This is a genomic window from Photorhabdus sp. HUG-39, from assembly GCF_963878365.1.
GTDB lineage: Bacteria > Pseudomonadota > Gammaproteobacteria > Enterobacterales > Enterobacteriaceae > Photorhabdus > Photorhabdus kayaii.
Map to the genome: position 1 here is coordinate 129,094 of NZ_CAWNWY010000006.1, position 21,739 is coordinate 150,832.

The 21,739-nt window shown below is 46.4% G+C and carries 11 protein-coding genes and 1 pseudogene; all 12 read right to left on the bottom strand.

Annotated features, from left to right (window positions below):
• Positions 1–682: 682 nt before the first annotated feature.
• The 12 genes and pseudogenes from AAC155_RS06445 to ubiI all read right to left on the bottom strand — a co-directional run bounded on the left by AAC155_RS06445 (position 683) and on the right by ubiI (position 21,731).
• Complete coding sequence (locus AAC155_RS06445) at positions 683–1,186, bottom strand: hypothetical protein (RefSeq protein WP_113041472.1); 504 nt, start codon at positions 1,184–1,186, stop codon at positions 683–685.
• Positions 1,186–2,553 (bottom strand): annotated as a pseudogene (locus tag AAC155_RS06450) (DUF637 domain-containing protein); the annotation flags it as partial. The gene AAC155_RS06445 and the pseudogene AAC155_RS06450, both read right to left, overlap by 1 nt.
• Positions 2,554–2,641: 88 nt before the next feature.
• Positions 2,642–2,938, bottom strand: a complete 297-nt coding sequence (locus tag AAC155_RS06455; RefSeq protein WP_113041474.1) for a barstar family protein — start codon at positions 2,936–2,938, stop codon at positions 2,642–2,644.
• Positions 2,935–4,758 (bottom strand): DUF637 domain-containing protein, encoded by a 1,824-nt coding sequence (locus AAC155_RS06460; RefSeq protein ID WP_205068535.1) that lies wholly within the window; start codon positions 4,756–4,758, stop codon positions 2,935–2,937. Before AAC155_RS06460 ends, AAC155_RS06455 begins: the two co-directional genes overlap by 4 nt.
• Positions 4,759–4,775: 17 nt before the next feature.
• The gene (locus AAC155_RS06465; protein ID WP_113041475.1) at positions 4,776–5,276 is read right to left on the bottom strand and encodes an Imm70 family immunity protein; all 501 of its coding nucleotides are present in this window, start codon (positions 5,274–5,276) and stop codon (positions 4,776–4,778) included.
• Positions 5,273–5,887 (bottom strand): hypothetical protein, encoded by a 615-nt coding sequence (locus AAC155_RS06470; RefSeq protein ID WP_113041476.1) that lies wholly within the window; start codon positions 5,885–5,887, stop codon positions 5,273–5,275. The genes AAC155_RS06465 and AAC155_RS06470 overlap by 4 nt, the downstream gene beginning before the upstream one ends.
• 58 nt (positions 5,888–5,945) lie before the next feature.
• Entirely contained in the window at positions 5,946–6,359 is a 414-nt protein-coding gene (locus AAC155_RS06475) for a hypothetical protein (protein ID WP_036782101.1), read from the bottom strand.
• A 5-nt stretch (positions 6,360–6,364) separates the two neighbouring features.
• Positions 6,365–15,196, bottom strand: coding sequence for a two-partner secretion domain-containing protein (locus AAC155_RS06480; RefSeq protein WP_229015614.1), 8,832 nt, complete (start codon positions 15,194–15,196; stop codon positions 6,365–6,367).
• Between the two features lie 371 nt (positions 15,197–15,567).
• Entirely contained in the window at positions 15,568–18,444 is a 2,877-nt protein-coding gene (gene gcvP, locus AAC155_RS06485; protein WP_113041477.1) for an aminomethyl-transferring glycine dehydrogenase, read from the bottom strand.
• Positions 18,445–18,531: 87 nt separating this feature from the next.
• Complete coding sequence (gene gcvH, locus AAC155_RS06490; protein WP_112894392.1) at positions 18,532–18,924, bottom strand: glycine cleavage system protein GcvH; 393 nt, start codon at positions 18,922–18,924, stop codon at positions 18,532–18,534.
• A gap of 121 nt (positions 18,925–19,045) precedes the next feature.
• A complete protein-coding gene (gene gcvT, locus AAC155_RS06495) occupies positions 19,046–20,140 on the bottom strand; it encodes a glycine cleavage system aminomethyltransferase GcvT (protein ID WP_113041478.1) in 1,095 nt (364 codons plus the stop codon).
• 358 nt (positions 20,141–20,498) lie between these two features.
• Positions 20,499–21,731 carry an FAD-dependent 2-octaprenylphenol hydroxylase gene (ubiI, locus tag AAC155_RS06500; RefSeq protein WP_113041479.1) on the bottom strand — a complete coding sequence of 411 codons (1,233 nt, stop codon included), beginning with the start codon at positions 21,729–21,731 and terminating at the stop codon, positions 20,499–20,501.
• Positions 21,732–21,739 lie beyond the last annotated feature (8 nt).

The following is a 21,739-nucleotide window of genomic DNA, read 5'->3' on the forward strand; positions in this document are numbered from 1 at the left end:
CCGCTGCTTTAGTCGCTGGATCTACTGACCATTTCTGAACCGATTGAGCCGTCGCCCCCTTTCCAGCATACAACTTCTCATTTTCGATCAAACTAGCTACGGTATCAGTATCAGATTTAGCATTTCTTAACAGCGGTTTTGAGGTATGACTCAACCCTTCTGCCAGATCCTTGGCACCTTCTTTGGTATTACCTAATACCTTTAGCGTTCCCGCAGCCAAAACGCCGGTCCCAACCGCCGCTTCTGGCGCAACCGCATCAGCGACAAAAATGCCCACGTTATTCAGGCACAGCGCCGGATTGGTTTTACAGCCTTCAAGCGCAACACGCCCTGCCGTTGCTATTTCAGCCGAACCCGCAATCAGTATCTGACCGCCATAAACCAACGCATAGCCGCCTGCCGCCACTGCGGTGACGGCAATCGCCGCATCCTGCCGCGCAATGACGCGCGCTTCCGCAGCTTTATCCCCTTTTCCTGCCGCTAAGATGTCTTTTTGATTTTCTACCGATAACTGATACAGCATATGCTCAGTCATGTTGTCTAGCTGTGTTTAGAATGACTGAGAATTAAGTCATTTAATCCCTACACGACTTAAGTATTATCCCCGTAGGTTGTAGGTTAATGTTGATGGATAAAGGACAAATAACAGCCTCGGTACAAGTCACAATAACTAGAGCAATCTTCACTCCTCAGATACAGGCTTAATCCATAAGGACATTAGTGAATCATTTCTAAGTGCCATTGCTACATTATCAGCAAACTGAATAACAGTTATTCCACCAATCAATTCATCATCACCGATACATATCCACTTTGTAGATGGATCCCTAAATGCGGGCCACAAATTTATATTTGGAATGTCCATAGCAACACCTTGAATTAACTTAGTATTGTTAAGATAAACGAAGATCTCACCAGGTAACATAGTGGGAATTATTAGTTCTCTTGATTCACAATGCTGCAATGGATATAAACCCCATGGGTAAAGTAATTTACCTGATTCAACCCCTACTTCAATTTGAAGTGTCCCAATAGTTAAAGATGTACATCCTTGATTACCTGTTTTCCTTTCAACTTCAACCTCAGAATAATCAATAAAATCTATCGAATACTCAGACTCTCTATAGATAAGTTTGCCCTGTAGAGGTTTGATACAAGGTTTCCATAAGAAATTCATGTTTTGCATTATTGACCACTTTTGAATAAGAAATGAAGCACAGTATTAGTTTTGGGATCAACAACTAACTCATAAGTTCCCTCGCTACCATTCATCATCCCAGGGACATCCCATCTTAATGCCCCTGGAACACCTCTTGGATCTGTGGATGGTAGTTTAGAATCCATAATTTCTTGCATCAATGCTCTTGAATCACCATAAGGTCTAACTCTATCCCCAGCTTTGTTAATATCAATGAGGTGTTTTTCGACGGTTTTAGTTAATTTAAGATCGTTTGCATTGATGCGTACGTTCTCATTTATGGTACCCTTCGTTCCTTTTGTAACACTCTTGGCTGCATTAACCACCACAACTTCAATTTTCGCAGCCGCCGCTTCCGTCGCAGTTTTACCCACACCTATTATGTCAGCCACACCACCCGGTGTTAATGCCTCAGCGACCTGCATACCCGCATGACTCAATCCTTCTGCCAAATCCTTGGCACCTTCTTTGGTGCTACCTAATACCTTTACCGTTCCCGCAGCCAAAACGCCGGTCCCAACCGCCGCTTCTGGCGCAACCGCATCAGCGACAAAAATGCCCACGTTATTCAGGCACAGCGCCGGATTGGTTTTACAGCCTTCAAGCGCAACACGCCCTGCCGTTGCCATTTCAGCCGAGGCAGCAATCAGTATCTGACCGCCATAAACCAGCGCGTAGCCGCCCGCCGCCACTGCGGTGACGGCAATCGCGGCATCCTGCCGTGCAATGACGCGCTCTTCCGCAGCTTTATCCCCTTTTCCTGCCGCTAAGATATCTTTTTGATTATCTACCGATAACTGATACAGCATGTGCTCAGTCATGTTATTACGATAGACAAGCTCCGCGCTGTTTGCCGCACTGTAAGCGCCTTCCGGGGTATGGCTAATCAGAGCGCCTGACAACGCCCCGATAAATTTGGCGGTCTGGGCCTTAACTTCATTACCCGTCAGCGCTTCCTGAAGTTTATGGATTTGTCGCTCGGTTTCATTCTTATACGCCGGTTCAAATAGCCTGCTTTCCATTGTGATTGCAGCTAATTCAGCCGCCAGAGCACCTACAGCCGCCCCTTTGGCATCCCCTCCGGCGATTTCAGCACTGATGCCTGCCACAACCGTATGGCTCAATATCTTGCCTGAATGGCCTAAAACCTCCCCATTATCACCAATCAGTTTGGCGCCTTCCGCATTAATCTGATTACCAATATTACTCAACAACGCGGTTTGCAGATTATCCGTAAAACTGCCGCCGTTAATCGCCGTCCCTATTGTCGAGCTCACGATGGATTGTGCCGCAACACGCTGGGCCACCTGACTCCAATTATTATCACTCAATAAAGGAAGCTGCGCTTTTATCGGATCGACAACGCCTTTTCCCTACATCTATTTTTTGAACAATAGGCTTATTAAGCAAATTTTTAGTCTCATTAACCGCTACATAGCTCAGTTACTCTAATTGATAGTCAAATTTATCAGCTAATTTAAAAGTGATGTCTTGTTCTTTGACCCGATTAAATACGGTAATAATTTTTTTAAAAGTATCGCCCAAATACTGATGAGAAGATTCAGAATTTAGCCAAATAATTGTCACTGGACGTTCAATATCACTACTTAAACGATCCCATAACGCATCAAGATTATTCCCATAATAAGGACCAAATTCTAACTGCTCAGATAATGCTTTATGAAAATCACCCTCTGAACAAATGTCTTTCCCATCTAAAATAATTTTATGATCTCTCATTTCCACTTACCTATTGAAATAGCCGTTTCGTAATGATCAACGGTGATATATAACAAACCATCATTAGAATACAGTAATCGAGTTCCTGGTTGATTACCACGAGACATCGTATTATCCAATCCTATGTCAGCCTCATGCCATATTCGACCAGGAGAGGATGGTAGTAGATTATTTGAATTCTCAAAGATATCGCCACCTAATTGACCTCCAGGTGTAGTATTATTGAGAGCCTTTCCAGGTTTCCAACCATTATCTACCGCTTGGTTCTTGGTGACATAATTTTTCGGCAACTGACCTGTAGCTTTCAGACTTTCCACTACTTCATTTGCAGCTTGAGTTGTTTTCAGATCCATCTTAAGGCCAGCGTAATTAGCTGCATTATTCATGCTTTTAGCAGTGCTCGCTACTACAATTTTCGCAGCCGCTGCTTCCGCCGCAGTTTTACCCACACCTATTATGTCAGCCACACCACCCGGTGTTAATGCCCCAGCGACCTGCATACCCGCATTATGCAACCCTTCTGCCAGATCCTTGGCACCTTCTTTGGTGCTACCTAATACTTTTACCGTGCCCGCAGCCAAAACACCGGTCCCAACCGCCGCTTCTGGCGCAACCGCATCAGCGACAAAAATGCCTACGTTATTCAGGCACAGCGCCGGATTGGTTTTACAGCCCTCAAGCGCAACACGCCCTGCCATTGCCATTTCAGCCGAGGCGGCAATCAGTATCTGACCGCCATAAACCAGCGCGTAGCCGCCCGCCGCCACTGCGGTGACTGCAATCGCGGCATCCTGCCGTGCAATGACGCGCTCTTCCGCAGCTTTATCCCCTTTTCCTGCCGCTAAGATATCTTTTTGATTATCTACCGATAACTGATACAGCATGTGCTCAGTCATGTTATTACGATAGACAAGCTCCGCGCTGTTTGCCGCACTGTAAGCGCCTTCCGGGGTATGGCTAATCAGAGCGCCTGACAACGCCCCGATAAATTTGGCGGTCTGGGCCTTAACTTCATTACCCGTCAGCGCTTCCTGAAGTTTATGGATTTGTCGCTCGGTTTCATTCTTATACGCCGGTTCAAATAGCCTGCTTTCCATTGTGATTGCAGCTAATTCAGCCGCCAGAGCACCTACAGCCGCCCCTTTGGCATCCCCTCCGGCGATTTCAGCACTGATGCCTGCCACAACCGTATGGCTCAATATCTTGCCTGAATGGCCTAAAATCTCCCCATTATCACCAATCAGCTTAGCGCCTTCCGCATTAATCTGGTTACCTATATTGCTCAACAACGCGGTTTGCAGGTTATCCGTAAAACTGCCGCCGTTAATCGCCGTCCCTATTGTCGAGCTCACGATGGATTGTGCCGCAACACGCTGGGCCACCTGACTCCAATTATTATCACTCAATAAGGGAAGCTGCGCTTTTATCGGATCGACAACGCCTTTTCCTTCCACTAATTTTCCCCAGCCCATCGTGTGGTCTAAGCCCCCTAATGCGCCACCCACGGATATTTGGGTCACGAGGGATTTGACGGCATCGCGCTTCGCTAAGGCGGCCAGTGTCTTGGTAAGATCCCCTTTATTTTCAACTAAGGCCACCGCCGCCTGTGAGGTCAACCCTATCATTCCGCCATAAGCCGCCCCATAAACCGCGCTCGCCGTGGCTCCCGTAGCGCCTGTCGCCCCCACGGCGCCACTTCCCGCCCAAGCCGCCAGGCCCGAACCTGCCGTGACCGCAGCGACCGCAATCGCAATCACCATCCCCGGTATATGAACTGCACCTTTATCAGTTGAGTATCCAACTATTGGAGTACAGTTCACAAAGCCGGGAACTTTTTTTAACGTAACCAGAATGGAGGATCGTCTGGGCCTAAAGCATCGTATTTTTCAAGGGGGCGATTAATCTCATCAATATAATATGGTGTATCAGTAAAACCTATTCTTACAGGGATATATTCGTTAAGCTCTTGATAATAAACTTCAGTACATTCTAATGCTTCAGAAAATGCACTAAAAATCCTTTTGAAAACAATTGATAGCGACTCTCCTTTCAGATTTAATTTCGTATTATTTACGTTCACTCCTAACGACATCCAATCAATACCTTTAGCTGATATCTGTGAAAATGACCTTTCTATACTGTCAAGATCTCTTTTGACACTTGATAATTCCTCATACTTCAAAGAACGCCGATAGAGATTTTCTGTGACCCAAGGGTACTTACTCCCTTTATTACGATGTTCCAATAACGTTACCACTAAATTGAAAAATCCATTTATATCAGATGCAGTGCCTATTTCAGCTAATGTCATAGCGGCATGTATACCAACATTTTTCATTCTGTTTTAAACCTGATGGATGATGAATTTATAGAACCATTTGATTTCTGCACTATTCCTTGAACTATTTGCATTTTTTGCTTGGCAGTTATTGCTTGCCCTCGAACATCAATAACTATCCGTTGTTCCATCCCCGCAGGTAGATTCTTCTGCCGTTCAATCGCCTGTTTGGCAACATTATTAATCAAGCCATTTTTGTTCGTTGCAATATTATAGTTTTTCACTTCAACACTACAAATATTGCCCTGACACCAGTCTGGACGAACACTGCCTTTAGTTCCATAGGGGACTTCCTTACCCTCTTTAAATGTAACCTGACCATTCCATCCATCCCCCAAATCTTTCCCGACATCAATTTCTGATTTTCTATGGCTAGGGCGTGAGACTGATGTAATTTCATCACTGGCCTTATTGAGCAGTTTGGAAGCTTCCCCAATATCACCTTTCTGTAAGGCTTTCTCTACCGCCTTGATAGTTTTCCCGGCGGCATCACCCGCACCCGGAATAATCGCTACTGCGGCGGCCAGATAATCTAATGCACTCTTAGCCTCTACAAAACCTTTAAAATTGAATGGTCTGAGTCCGGTAGAATTCCAAGACTCAGATATCATTAGCTGTTTAGTGTAACCTGTCCAATTTTTTGGTCAGTTCAGCATATCGAGAACTTCTTTAACGTAACCAGAATGGCGGGTCATCTGGACCTAAAGCATCGTATTGCTCAAGAGGGCGATCTCTATCTGTCATAAAATCAGGCATGTCTGTTATCACTATTCTGACTGGCTTATAAATACCCCAGTCTTCATGAAATACTTGAGCGGATTTTATACAACGCTCTATTCCTTCAAAATATTTAAAAAATCTGCATTTCTGCTCCTTTGATAATTTCTGCTGGAGTTGTGTTACTAACGAAGATGCTGTTTCTAATTCATAAAGATGAAGATACTTCTGGTAAAACTGAAACAAGATTTTTCGATCGTTAATATCGTGTATCTGTTCATTTAAAATAGAAAAAAATTGGGTCATTTCTGAAACAGAACCAAGTTCCACAATAGAACTACCACCATAAAAACCGATATGTTTCATGTTAGTTACCCTTTAAATTCGATCACTGCTGGGTCTATAATTCCATTTGATTTTTGAACAATGCCTTTAATAATTTCCCTCTCCTGTTCTAGTGACACGGTTTGCCCTCGAACATCAATAACTATCCGTTGTTCCATTCCTGCTGGCAGATTCTTCTGCCGCTCAATCGCCTGTTTGGCAACATTATTAATCAAGCCATTTTTGTTCGTTGCAATATTATAGTTTTTCACTTCAACACTACAAATATTGCCCTGACACCAGTCTGGACGAACACTGCCTTTAGTTCCATAGGGGACTTCCTTACCCTCTTTAAATGTAACCTGACCATTCCATCCATCCCCCAAATCTTTCCCGACATCAATTTCTGATTTTCTATGGCTAGGGCGTGAGACTGATGTAATTTCATCACTGGCCTTATTGAGCAGTTTGGAAGCTTCCCCAATATCACCTTTCTGTAAGGCTTTCTCTACCGCCTTGATAGTTTTCCCGGCGGCATCTCCCGCACCGGGAATAATCGCTACTGCGGCGGCCAGATAATCTAACGCGCTCTCAGCTTCAACAAAGCCTTTGATATCTCCGACAATCGGCACGAAGTCAGTACCAAAACTGATGACACCTCCGGCTTGTTTACACGCCTCCGGTGACTGCTGACAAAAAGCTTGCTTCTTTTCCTCGTAGGTTTTGAGTGTTCCCGACTTTTCTTTCTCTGCGGCGGACAGAAGATGTGCCAGTGAATTATAGACAATCACCATTTCACCGGCATTGGCGCCACTGTTGGCGCCTTCTGCGCTGTTGGTTGCAATGGCTCCCGCAGCGCCGCCGATGATTTTACCACCGGCCTGAATTGCCATCGGATCGCTAAAGGTTTTATCCAAGGTGATGGCGGCCAGTTCTGCGGCTAATGCGCCCACTGCCGCCCCTTTAGCATCTCCACCGCTAATCTCCGCCGCCAGAGCAGACACTGCTGCATGGCTAATCGCTTTACCCGGAACATCCAGAATCTGCCCCTGATCACCAATCAGTTTGGCGCCTTCCGCATTAATCTGATTACCAATATTACTCAACAACGCGGTTTGCAGATTATCCGTAAAACTGCCGCCGTTAATCGCCGTCCCTATTGTTGAACTCACGATGGATTGCGCCGCAACACGCTGGGCCACCTGACTCCAATTCTGATTACTCAATAAGGGAAGCTGCGCTTTTATTGGATCGACAACGCCTTTTCCCTCCACTAATTTTCCCCAGCCCATCGTGTGGTCTAAGCCCCCTAATGCGCCACCCACGGCGATTTGGGTAACAAGGGATTTGATTGAATCGCGTTTCGCTAAGGCGGCCAGTGTCTTGGTAAGATCCCCTTTATTTTCAACTAAGGCCACCGCCGCCTGTGAGGTCAACCCTATCATTCCGCCATAAGCCGCCCCATAAACCGCGCTCGCCGTGGCACCTGTCGCCCCCACGGCACCACTTCCCGCCCAAGCCGCCAGGCCCGAACCCGCCGTGACCGCCGCAACAGCAATCGCAATCACCGCACCCACTACGGGGTTTAAGCTTTCGCTTTTTTTGTCCCAGCTACTGTAAGCGTCCTTAACCCGATCCCACTGGACATCATTGCGGCCTTGGAGATTTTTTAACCATTCCGTACCGGGGGTGTTACCCAGTACCCCTAACGCGTCTTCCAGTAACTGCCCCTCTTTCACTTTTACATCCGCATTGATGCCTTTCGCCGCATCCACCGTCAGCGTACCGCCAACATGCACTGACGGGATTATCCAGCTCTCCTCACGGTGACCTTTATCGTGCTGCGTAATAAAAAAGCCTTTTGATGTCGTGATGGTCTGCTCAAAGTCAATATTTGGCATCGCCTTGAAGTTCACTTTCCCTGTCTGGCTGGTGATTTTCGCGTTTTTACTGGTTTCTAGCCGACTCGCTTCCAATGTCACATCATCTTTTGCCATCAGGTTAATATCACCACCGGCAGTAAATTCCGTGACTTTGTTGGTCTTATTGATTTGTACTCGATGTTCTGTTTTAGACCCAAACACTTTACACGACTTTATGGGGCCAAAACCTTTACAGCTTTTCCTCGTTTCTTCACTTTTATAGGCTTCTTCCATCGCTTGCGCATAGAGAAAACCGCCTGTTGCCGCGATATCCATCACACCCTTGGCGATTAACTCCGTCGCCTGGAATAAAATACTGCCTTGGGAGCGAATAGTTAATGCGCCACCACTATTCAGCCGGCTGGCGTGTTGCGTAAAGCGTTCAATATTCCCCTCGCGAATAAATTCTTGTCGCGATTCAAAACGAACATTTCCCCCCGCGGAAAGTTGCATATCACCGCCGGATGTCAAACGGGTTCCTGATGTCAGCAGGTTGCCTGCCGCAACTAAGGTGAGATTTTGAGCCGCGCTAACGTCGCCAGTGCCATAAAGATATTGTTTATCGCTATCATTAATCGGCGAATATTTCTGGGCAAAGAACAGTAAATCCCGGCCGGCGTTAACCGAGATATTTCCTTTAGTCGATGTTAATCTCGCGATACCCGCGATATCGCCCCCCGCGCTGAGTTGCAGATGCTCGCCCGCAGTAATTTGCGTGCCTGATTGAGATAAATCAAACCGGCGCTCTGACGCCTCCGGCGTATTGGGCCGAGAGATATCAATATCGTGACCCGCGCTGAGCATGACTTGTTGCCCCGCCCGGATACCCGCCTGCCGCAACATTAAATCATTCCCAGAAAACAGATTAATATTGCCCGCCGCGTTTAATTGACTTCGATTGGCATTCAGGTTATGACCCGCGCTTAATGTCAGATGGCGTGATTTGTCTAACTGAATACCGGAGAGATCCAGATCGTTGCCCGCTGAAATCCGCAAATGATTATCGGCCGAAATTGAGGCTAATGATTCAGCAGACTGATTCCGTCCCATTTGGATGTCGCCTTCACGCACCAGCAGCTCAACATTTTCCCCTTTTAACTCTGCCTGACGGGCAGTGATATCTTTGCCCGCAATCAGCGTCAGATTTTTATCTGCCGCTAATTTAACCCCGTCAGCCTTGATTTCATCACCCGCGTTTAACGTAATATTGTTGGCTTTATCGAACAAAATACCCTGAAGATCCAGTTTGTTACTCGCGAACATCTGCAAATTGTTGCTGGCCGAAATACGCGAATCATGCCTGCCTATTTGAATGTTGCCTTCACGCGCGAGAAGCTCAATATTTTCCCCTTTCAGCTCAGTTTGACGGGCGGTGATATCTTTGCCCGCACTGAGTGTCAGATTTTTCTGTGCGGCCAATTTAACCTGGCTGGTATCAATTTCATGACCCGCATTTAACGTTATCGTGTTTGATTTATCGAATAAAAGATCATAGAGATCCAGTTTGTGATCCGCGAACATCCGCAAATTGTTGCTGGCCGAAATACGAGAACCGTCCCCCCACATCTGGATGTCGCCTTCACGCGTAAGCAGTTCAACATTTTCGCCCTTCAACTCGACTTGAAAGGCATCAATATCTTTACCCGCAATCAAGGTCAGATTTCTCTTTGCCTCCAGTGTACTCTGGCCGGCATATATTCGACGCTCGGCGATGACGGACAGATTATTACCCGCGTTGAGGTGCCCTATGTTAATAATTTCACCGGCATGCAGCAGAATATTTTTCGCCGATATGAACGCAGTCCCGTTGAATTTATTAATAAAATCAACCACCACATTCAGATCGGCGGAGAGTTTACCGTCCATCCCACGGTTAAAATCGTGACCGGTTAAGATGAGATTTTTCTTCGCATGAAACTGACTTTCATCATTATCCAGCTTCGTTGCATGGATATAAGCGTTCATTCCCGCCGCGACGCTGGCATCCCAGGCATTATTTAACGCTTTTGCGCGAATAATGATATCGCCGTTATTGGTTTTCAGCGTCGCTGAAGTGTTGTTAATTTCAGTACTTAAATTACCGCTCGCGTCTTTTTGCAGCCAGAGATGGTTATTTGCCTGAATCAGCCCCTTATTCCGATTGTATAAATGGTCGATAAATAACCGCATGTCACCGTCTGCGATAATCTTACCGGTGTTGTTCAACGTGTTCGCGGCAAGCGTGATATCTTCCCCTGCCTGCACATGACTCTGTTCCGCCGTTTTAATGCTTTTACTGCTAACGGTGATATCCGTTTTGGCCTGTATATTGCCCAGAGTCACCTTGCCATCCGCCGTCAGACTAATGTCACCCTGCGTTGTAGTCAAATTAGCAAGGTTAACTTCCTTACCCGCCTCAGTACTCACCAGACGGATTTTATTGGCATACATTCCCCCCAATGACCCGGTATCAATCACGTTCCAAGGGGTATCACCCTCGCCCGCAATAGGGGCAATAGTCCCGCGTTTGAAATCAATCCGGTTGGGGCCTTGTGTCAATGTCAGGTTTTTCGCCTGCACTTTGCCGTTAAGTATCGTGGCCCGGCTGATAATATCGACAGCATCCTGCGCCGTTGCATCCAGCCCCTTTTCATCAAAGGTTATAATGCCTTTTTTCACTTCCAGGGCCGCTAATGCTCCCTCTTTATCAAACACCGGATTCCCGGTCGATAAGGTGACCGCCGGGGTATTGATAAAACCACAGCCATGACAAGTTATGCCGTTCGGGTTAGCGATGAAGACAGGCGCTTTTTGCCCCACCACTTCCAACAAGCCCTGTAGATTTGAGGCTAAAGTCCCCACCACTTCATTAATAATCAACTCAGCCGATTGACCGTTAAAGTAAGGGTTTGCCCCAATTTGTCCCGCCAGTACGGATTGGGTAGCTTCGGTAGCATTATTGAGCACCAGCCCGGCAGCCCCAACATTAAACTCCCGATAACGGTTATGTGAAACACCTCGGGAATTCGGTGCCGCAATATGGATAATAGGCAGGTTATTTCTCACGGCAATCCGCGCTCGGTTATCCTCAAGTTGAATCCCGGGTATTCCACCGACTATGTCTGGGATAGTGATAGCCAGTTGGGCGGCATTGCCTAATGCGAGGTCAATCAACGCAGAAGTCACCGGGGTATATTTACCGCCGGCTAAGTGCAACGCGGTGCTATTTTGGGTGACTGCGGTCGTCCCCTCTGCCGATAACGCTGTCTCCGTTATATTGCGGCGGGCAATCAGGGTTAAATTGTTGTCGGTGATGATCTTGCCAATATTAATCGAGTCACCACTGGTCAGGGTAATATCTTTCCCGGCGGTCAGGGAAATCCCATCCAAATCTATCCCCCCTCCAGCGTGAAGATCAATATTCTCATCCGCAGCCAAATGCTGATTAATACCAATCCTCTCGTTACTCGTCACAAAGATATTTTTCGCCCGGTTAATTAGCGTATCTGAAAGAGATATTCCCCGTTCAGATAGAATACGCAGCGTATTAACCGCAGAAATAATAGGTAATACCCGTGTGCCCGCCGCAGTGGAATTATCTCCTCCAGATGAAACATAAATACCACCGCTGGAGATTAAGGTAATGTCATGACCTGAAATATCCGTGTCACGTACCGTAAGACTTTTCTCTGCCTGTAGCAGAACCTGGTTCCCGGCGTTGATATTTCCCCCATCTAAAGACAAGTCTTTCGCTTTAATGGTGACATCACCGTCGGTACGCATTCGTCCCCGACTCTGCAATGTGTCGGCTGTCAATATTAGATGCTGACCGGCTTGCACATGGCTCCGTGTGCCAATTTCAATGCTTTTGCCGCGCATGTTTATGTCCGTTTTGGCCTGCACATCCCCCAGACTCACCTGCCCCTCAGCGGTCACATTGATGTCGCCTTGCGTTGCCGTCAGGTTAGTCAGGTTGATAGCCTTACCCGGCTCAGTACTCACCAGACGGATTTTATTGGCATACATTCCCCCCAATGACCCGGTATCAATCGCTTTCCAAGGGTTATAATCTTCCCCTGCGATGGGGACAAGGGTCCCGCGTTTGAAATCAATCCGGTTGGGGCCTTGTGTCAATGTCAGGTTTTTCGCCTGTAGTTTACCGTTAAGCTTAGTGGTCCGGCTGATAATATCGACATCATCCTGCGCCGTTGCGTCCAGTCCCTTTTCACCCAAGGTGATGGTACCTTTTCTCACTTCCAGAGCCGCTAACGCCCCGTCTTTATCAAACACCGGTTTACCGGTCGATAAGGTGACCGCCGGAGTATTAACAAAACGACAGCCATTACAGGTCATGCCGTTCGGGTTAACAATGAAAACATTGGCTTTTTGCCCTGCGACTTCCAACAGCCCTTGCAGATTTGAGGTTAAGGTACCCACCACTTCATTAATAATCAGCTCGGCCGATTTACCGTTGAAGTTAAGATTGGCGCCAATTTGCCCCGCCAGTAGAGACTGCGTATCATGGGTCGCGTTATTCAATACCAGTCCCGGAGTGCCAACATTAAACTCCTGATAACGGTTATGTGAAACACCCCGGGCGTTAGGTGCCGCAATATGAATAATAGGGCGATTGTTTTTCGAGGTGATCCGAGTTTGCTTATCCGCCAGTTTAATCCCCGGGACTTCCCCTTCTACTTCTGAGGAGTTTATGGTCAGTTGAGGAGCATGACTTAATGCACGTGCAATTAGCGCGGAAGTCACCGGCGTATATTTCCCTTCAACTGAGTTATACCTCCCTGACGGTGAATGCAACTCTGCGTTGTTTTTGACAATGGCAGTCACCCCTTTTGCCAATAAAGTTGCCTCAGTATCAATAATGTCACCGCCAGCATTAAGGGTTAAATTATTGCCGGCAGTGATGATACTTCTCTCTATCGGTAATTGAAGTTGTGAGTAGGATTGTTCGTCTTCCTCATCATCATCGGCATTTTCATATTCATAATGCTTTTCATAACCCTCTCCGTGTTCATTTTCATATTCATAGGGGTCATCTGCTGTTATTTTACTCACATCAAGCGTGCCGCCACTGGTCAGAGTAATATCCTTCCCCGCCGTCAAGGAAATGCTTCTCAGATCGACAATCTTTCCTGCATGGATCTCAATATTTTCATCCGCTTGCAATTGGCTGAGCTGGCGCAGACGCTGATTAATTAATTCTTGTTTAGCGCCGTCATTAAGTGGACTCTGCTCATCAATTAAATCACCCGAGGCATAAATCTCAAGCTTATCATTGGTTGCCAAAAAGATATTTTTCGCCCGGTTAATCAGGGTATCTGCAATATTAATAGGACCATCGGCGATAATGCGTAATAGGTTATCAGCAGAAAGCGTGGTTAATACCCTTATTCCTTCCGGGGTATAGTCGTCTCCAGAGATAACAGAAAGCATCCCCCGGCTGGCAAGCAAGGTCACATCACGACCGGAGATATCATAGCCATTCACATCAAGATGTGACCTTCCATCCAGCATGACATGGTTCCCGGCTTTTAAATTCCCCTGACCTAAATAGATTGTTTCTGCGTTAACGGTTAAGTTCTGTTCTGCCATCATTGACGCACGACTGGCTAAATCTCTGGCAGTGAGAGAAATATTTTCCCCGGTGATTAACGCCAGATCAGTAGGTTTCTTTCCCTCGTTAACATGTTCTTTATCAAAATTAAAACTAAATCCCTCTTTAAATACAGCCGTCAAATCCCCACCGGCACTCAGTTTACCGATGATATTCTCCTGACTGTCTTTTATTGCTTTCGCTGAAAAATTTTTGCCTGTCAGGGTGAGGTTTTGCGCCGCGCTTAACTCGCCAACATTATTTATCTCGTTAGCAGTAATGCTGTTGTTTTTACCTGCGGTAATAATAGGGTGACTTTTCTTAGTCAGGTTTACGTTATCCAGTTGAGTCGCTTTAATGGTGACATCACCACCCGCACGGATTTGTCCCTGATTTTGCAATGTTTCGGCGGTCAATATCAGATGTTGGCCCGCCTGCACATGGCTTTGTGCCGCCGTTTCAACGGCTTTGCTGTTGATGTTAATGTCTGTCTTGGCGTGTACTTCCCCCAAGATAATTTTACCCTCAGCAGTTAAACTGATAGCGTCCTGCGCTGTGGTCAGGTTGGTGAGATTAACCCCAACCCCCTCTTCAGTGGCAACCAGTCTGATTTTATTGGCATACATGCCGCCTAACGCTTTGGTATCAACCGCTAATTGCGGCTTTTCCCCTTCTCCGGCGATAGGTTTAACCGTGCCGTCTTTCAAGCTGATACGGTTGGCCCCCTGAGTCAGCGACAGGGTGTTAGCCTGAATTTTTCCATTCAACTCCGTCGCCCGGCTGATGATATCGACATAATCCGTCGTCTTGCCGTCCAGCCCTTTGCCGCCAATGGTAATCTGGCCTTTTTTCACGTCCAGCGCTTCCAGCGCACCCTGTTTATCAAATTGGGGTTTACCGGTGGTCAGGGTTGCGCCGGCGGTATTAATAAAACCACAGCCATCACAGGTAATGCCGTTAGGGTTGGCAATCATCACGTTAGCTTTATTGCCAGCAATTTCCAACTGGCCTTGCAGGTCAGAGCGGCCACTGCCGGTGACTTCGTTAATAATCAGTTCCGCCGCTTTGCCTTTCAGGTTAGGGTTCGCGTTAAGTTGCCCTGCCAGTTGTGATTGAGCCGCCTGTGTCGCGTTATTGAGTACGGCCCCCTGAGTGGTAACATTGAACTCTTGATAGGTGTTGTGGGATATCCCTGCATCATTCGGCGTGGCGATATTCACCACCGGTACATTGCCCTGATTTTGTACCTGTGTGCGGTTGTTATCCGGTGTTATGCCGACAGCTATAGCCGGGTGCAATGGCTGGATTGCCGTCAGGTAAATTAAAAGATAACTCGTAACCCTGGCCATCGAATTGTGGCGTTTATCCATCGTACTGTCCCTTTTCCTAATTTAAGTGTGACAAAGTCAGTAATGCTGACTAATAAGTGACCGCGTTATCCTCAGTCTGGCTTTGGTGATAAAATGGTCATCTTCCCACAGAGAATATTGATGATTTAATAGTGACAACATTAAACTATTCTAATGCGTAATTAATTGACTGTCTGAATATGTAGTGCAAAATGTGATCATCATTCGTTTTTTTAATCCTGATAATGGGGAATCTGTCATATTAAATGCTAGAAAATCGCGATAAGGCTGGAGATATTAAATGGCGCAGGGTATATACCCTATGGATTATGACGGGTATAAATAATAGCAACACCAGTTATTATACTGGCGTTGACTATTATATTTAGTAATTATTGATAATCACTGACAGGGGCACAAGAGCAATGCAGATTACGATCACCGTAAACATCATCAAGGCGTTTAACCGCAGGCCAATATTTATTGGCTTTGGTTTCCAAGGTTGGGAAAACCGCAGTTTCACGGCTGTAATTATGACTCCAGTCAGAAACCAGTTCAGCTTGTACGTGAGGCGCATTGACCAATGGGTTATCTTCCAATGACCATTCACCTTGCGCCACTTTGCCAATTTCAGCACGAATTGCCAACATAGCATCCACAAAGCGATCAATTTCCACTTTGCTTTCTGATTCTGTAGGTTCCACCATTAGCGTACCGGCAACCGGGAATGACATGGTTGGTGCATGGAAACCATAGTCAATCAAGCGCTTGGCAATATCCATCTCGCTGATACCAAACTCTTCTTTCAACGGTCTAATATCCAGAATACATTCATGTGCCACATAACCATTATGACCGGTATACAACACGTCATAATCATTCTTTAAGCGAGCAGCAATATAGTTAGCATTCAAAATCGCCGTCTGGCTTGCCTGTTTCAATCCTTGTGAGCCCATCATGCGGATATACATCCAGCTAATCGGCAAAATAGAAGCACTACCAAATGGCGCCGCTGAGACAGCTCTCTGTTCGGTAATGCCATCCATTTGAACTACCGAGTGCCCTGGCAAGAACGGCGCTAAATGGGCTTTTACGCCAATCGGCCCCATTCCTGGACCACCGCCGCCATGTGGGATACAGAATGTTTTATGAAGGTTGAGGTGTGAAACATCAGCACCGATAAAACCTGGCGCGGTGATGCCAACCTGCGCGTTCATATTCGCACCATCAAGGTAAACCTGACCACCATACTGATGAATGATTTCACACACCTGACGGATCGTTTCTTCATATACACCGTGGGTTGACGGGTAAGTCACCATGATGCAAGAAAGCTCACCACCGGATTTGTCCGCTTTTTCACGCAGGTCTGCCAGATCAATGTTGCCCTCTTTATCGCAACTCACCACCACAACTGTCATACCTGCCATATGAGCAGAAGCCGGGTTGGTGCCATGAGCAGAACTGGGGATTAAACAGATATGACGATGCCCTTCTCCACGACTTTCGTGGTAACGGCGAATAGCAAGCAGACCCGCATATTCACCCTGCGCACCGGAGTTTGGTTGCATACAAACGGCATCATAACCTGTCAGTTGCACCAGCCAGTGAGATAATTGGCTGATCATTTGCTGATAACCCTGTGCTTGCTCTGGCGGACAGAATGGGTGTAGTTCATTAAATTCAGGCCAAGAGATCGGTAACATTTCTGCCGCAGCATTAAGTTTCATGGTGCAAGAACCCAATGGGATCATTGCCTGATTCAGTGCTAAATCTCGGCGTTCAAGACGATGCATATAGCGCATCATATCCGTTTCACTATGATAACGGTTGAAATTTGGATGCAGAAGGATTTCATCACTGCGCAACATTGATGCAGGAATGGAGAGACTTTCCGTCATCAGCTCTTTATCCAGTGCTTCAACATCTAGCTTGTCATCCGTGCCTGTCAGCACAGAGAACAATTTGACCAGATCATCACGACCGGTAGCCTCACTTAATGTGATACCCACCGCGCCGTAAATATCGGTACGCAAATTGATTTCAGCTTTCTCTGTCCGGGCTAATACTGCTGCTTTATCAGCAACTTCAACAGTCAGAGTATCAAACCAAGTTTTGTAACGTAGAGTAAATCCAGCTTTCTGTAACCCGACCGCCAGAATGTCAGTCAGACGATGAATACGGCTCGCAATGCGTTTCAGCCCCTTCGAACCATAATATACCGCATACATCGCCGCGATATTTGCCAACAACACCTGAGCAGTACAGATGTTGGAATTCGCTTTCTCACGACGGATATGCTGCTCACGGGTTTGCATTGCCATGCGCAGTGCCGTATTACCTGCCGCATCAAGGGAAACGCCGATAATACGTCCCGGCATAGAACGTTTGAATTCATCACGGCTGGCAAAAAATGCTGCGTGGGGACCGCCATAACCCATCGGTACGCCAAAACGCTGAGCAGAACCAAACACAATGTCAGCGCCTTGTTTACCCGGCGCAGTCAGCAGCAGCAACGCCATCAAGTCAGCGGCAACACTGACAATGATTTTGCGCTGTTTCAGTTGTGTAATCAGATCAGCATAATCATGAACTTCACCTGTCGTGCCAACCTGTTGTAACAACACGCCAAATACACCGTCCAGCTCCAAGACTTTTTCTGCTTTATCTACAATCACATCAAAGCCAAAGGTTTCCGCACGGGTACGAACAACGTCTAATGTTTGCGGATGGATATCATCAGCAACAAAGAAACGGTCAGCATTTTTCAGTTTGCTGGTACGTTTTGCCATTGCCATTGCTTCAGCCGCCGCGGTAGCTTCATCCAGCAAAGAAGCAGAAGCAATATCCAAACCCGTCAAATCGATCGTCACTTGTTGGAAATTCAACAGTGATTCAAGGCGACCTTGAGAAACTTCCGGTTGATAAGGTGTATAAGCGGTATACCAGCCAGGATTTTCTAATAAATTACGCAAAATAACCGGCGGAAGTACAGCAGGCACATACCCCATACCAATATAGGATTGGTAACGTTTATTTTGGCTGGCAATCGCTTTCAGTTCAGCGAGTGCTTGCTGTTCAGTTGCACCACCGCCAACATCGGGAGGCTCTGGTAACGCGATATCACGGGGAACAATTTTCTGTGTTAAATCATTAAGGGAATTTGCCCCCACTGTCACCAGCATCTCTTTTTGCTGTTCGGCGGAAGAGCCTATATGACGGCGGATAAACTCACCCTGGTTCTCAAGTTGGCTTAATGTCTGGGTCATTTGTTACTAATTCCTGAAGCTGGCCAGAAATGGCATACAAATAAAAACGCCCTGTTCATCATGTGAGACAGGGCGGCGGTAAGCATATTATTCTTCTTCGTCCAGAAGTGCCTGATATCCTTCGGCATTCAGCAAACTCGAAAGTTCACTTTCATCAGAGGCTTTAATACGGAACAGCCAGCCTTCATTATAAGGCTCACTGTTAACCAATTCAGGCGCGTCATTTAGCGCTTCATTAACGGCAATAATTTCACCACTCAGTGGTGCATAGATATCAGAAGCCGCTTTTACTGATTCAACAACCGCACAATCATCACCAAGATTGATTTCATCACCTACTTCTGGCAAATCAACAAAGACCATATCGCCGAGCAGTTCTTGTGCATGCTCGGTAATACCTACAGTGTATTCACCATTACCTTCTGCACGAACCCACTCATGTGATTCAGCATATCTTAACTCTGCGGGTACATTACTCATTACTATCATCTCCTTCAATCCTAGAATCTACCCCTATTAGGCTATTTTGTGCTCCTGCACCAATCATGCTTACCGGGATAAATTACTATTTACTCATCAAGTTATTATTCGATAAAAATGACTATACGAGAGGTTTACCCGCCCGTACAAAGCTAGGTTTGACTACCTGAACCAGCATTTCACGATTGCGGATTTGTACAATTGCCTGTTCACCAATCCCTTGCGGCACACGGGCAAGGGCAATGCTGAATCCTAATGTTGGGGAGAACGTACCACTGGTAATAATGCCAGAGTGTAAAACCTCCATCTCATCAGTAAAACTGACCGTTAAGCCACCGCGTAACACACCTTTTTCTCTCATCACCAAACCAACCAATTGCTCAGTGCCCTTTTCACGCTGTTTTTCTAGCGCTTCACGGCCGATAAACTGGCGATCTTCGGGTTTCCAAGCGATTGTCCAGCCCATGTTAGCCGCAAGAGGAGAAATGGTTTCATCCATTTCCTGTCCATAGAGGTTCATACCGGCTTCAAGTCGCAACGTATCACGCGCACCTAATCCCGCGGGCTTAACGCCGACACTCAGTAATTTTTGCCAGAAATCCGCTGCTTGCGCTTTTGGTAATGCCACTTCATAACCCGCCTCACCGGTATAACCCGTTGTTGCGATAAACAGATCCCCCGCCTGGACACCAAAGAAAGGTTTCATTCCAGCAATAGTCTGTTGCTGTTCATCATTCAATAGAGACTGTACTTTTGCCTGAGCTTCAGGCCCCTGAACCGCAATTAATGCCAGATCATCACGAACCTGAATATCAACCGGGTAACTGGCTACATGTTCATTAATCCAAGCCAGATCTTTCTCACGAGTCGCAGAATTGACCACCAACCGATAAAAATCATTGCTAAGGTAATAAACAATCAGGTCATCAATTACACCACCAGAAGCATTAAGCATCCCGGTGTATAAGGCTTTACCCTTTTCTGTCAGTTTAGCAATGTCATTTGCCAACAAATAACGCAGGAAATCACGGCAACCAGTACCATGCAGATCCACAATCGTCATGTGGGAAACATCAAACATACCGGCATGAGTGCGGACAATATGATGTTCATCCATTTGTGAACCATAATGCAAAGGCATCATCCAGCCATGAAAATCTACCATACGTGCACCACAAGCCAGATGCTGGTCATACAATGGAGTTTGTTTTGCCATTATTTCCCTCTTTTCATTTCCTACATGAAAACATACCGCGTATTAACCGACAGATACTGTGAATCATGAACAAAAAGCGGCTAAAAAACGCGACGCAAACGATATCTTAGAATGAAAGTTATCACTGAAAACCCAAATGAACCATAAGTAAAAATAGGGTTCAATCCAGTGACCATTAAAAAACAGGTTATAAGTATGCAGAATTTTCAACTATTAAAATGAGTCATAATACTCAAAATTAACAATTAACTTTAGAAAACACTCATTTTCTGTTACAAATCAACTGAAATATGAATAAAACCACCTATTCATATTTCAGCAAGATATGAGAAAAAGTTATCGATAAGCAGAGGCTAAATTAGATTTTTTCAGCCGAATAGGATTTAGAAGAGAGCCAGTCCGGTAAGTCATTCAATCCCATTGCCTGACGAAGTAATTTAGGTTTAATTCCCGGTAAATTATCTGCCAGAGACAACCCGACATCCCGCAAAAGTTTTTTCGCCGGATTATTGCCATCAAATAATTGACGAAAACCTTGCATCCCGGCCAGCATCACAGCAGCACCATGTTTACGTCGGCGCTCATAGCGACGTAAATAAAAGTGCTGACCAATATCTTTTCCCTGACCATGCAAACGACGCAATTCGCCTATCAGCTCAGCGACATCCATGAAGCCCAAATTCACTCCCTGGCCTGCCAATGGGTGAATAGTATGGGCAGCATCTCCCAACAAGGCCAGACGATGAGCCGCAAAATTACGGGCATAGCGACCGGTCAGTGGAATCGCCAGACGCTCACTCATCAGTTCACATTGACCAAGGCGCAGATCAAAATCTACCGCCAATTGCTGGTTGAAACGCCTATGATCAAGCTGTTTGTGTTGTTCTGCGACTTCACCCGGTAGTGACCAGACGATAGAACACAAATGGGGATCGGCAAGGGGTAAAAACGCCAAAATACCATCACCATAAAAGACCTGACGGGCAACCCGGCCGTGCAGCTCTTCGGTGCGAATAGTGGCTACCAACGCATGATGTTCATAATCCCAGAATGTGAGAGGGATATCAGCATGTTGACGCAACCATGAGTGAGCGCCATCAGCGCCAACAACTAAACGAGCCGTTAACATGCGACCATCGGATAAAGTCATAAAAGCTTCATTTTCACCCCAGGCAATCTGTTGCAAAGCCGCCGGTGCCAAAATGGTCACTTCAGATAAGCTGTCTGCTTTTTTCCATAATGCTTCACGGATAACTCGGTTTTCAATGATATGACCAAGATATTCCAGCCCATATTCAGCCGCGCTGAACCGTATACGGCCAAAGCTATCCCGCTCCCAAACCTCTATTTCTTGATAAGGACTAGTACGCATATCCAGAATTTGTTGCCACACACCAAGATGCTGTAACAGGCGCTCACTGGCCGCATTAATCGCAGAAACCCGCAAAGCATACTCTTCTCCAGCAATAACGGGTTGAGTAGGCGGATAGCTCTCCACCACAGCCACCCGCAAACCACTGCCTTGTAAGCCACAAGCAAGCGCCAAACCAACCATACCGCCACCAGCGATAACCACATCAAATGATTGCATAATATAAC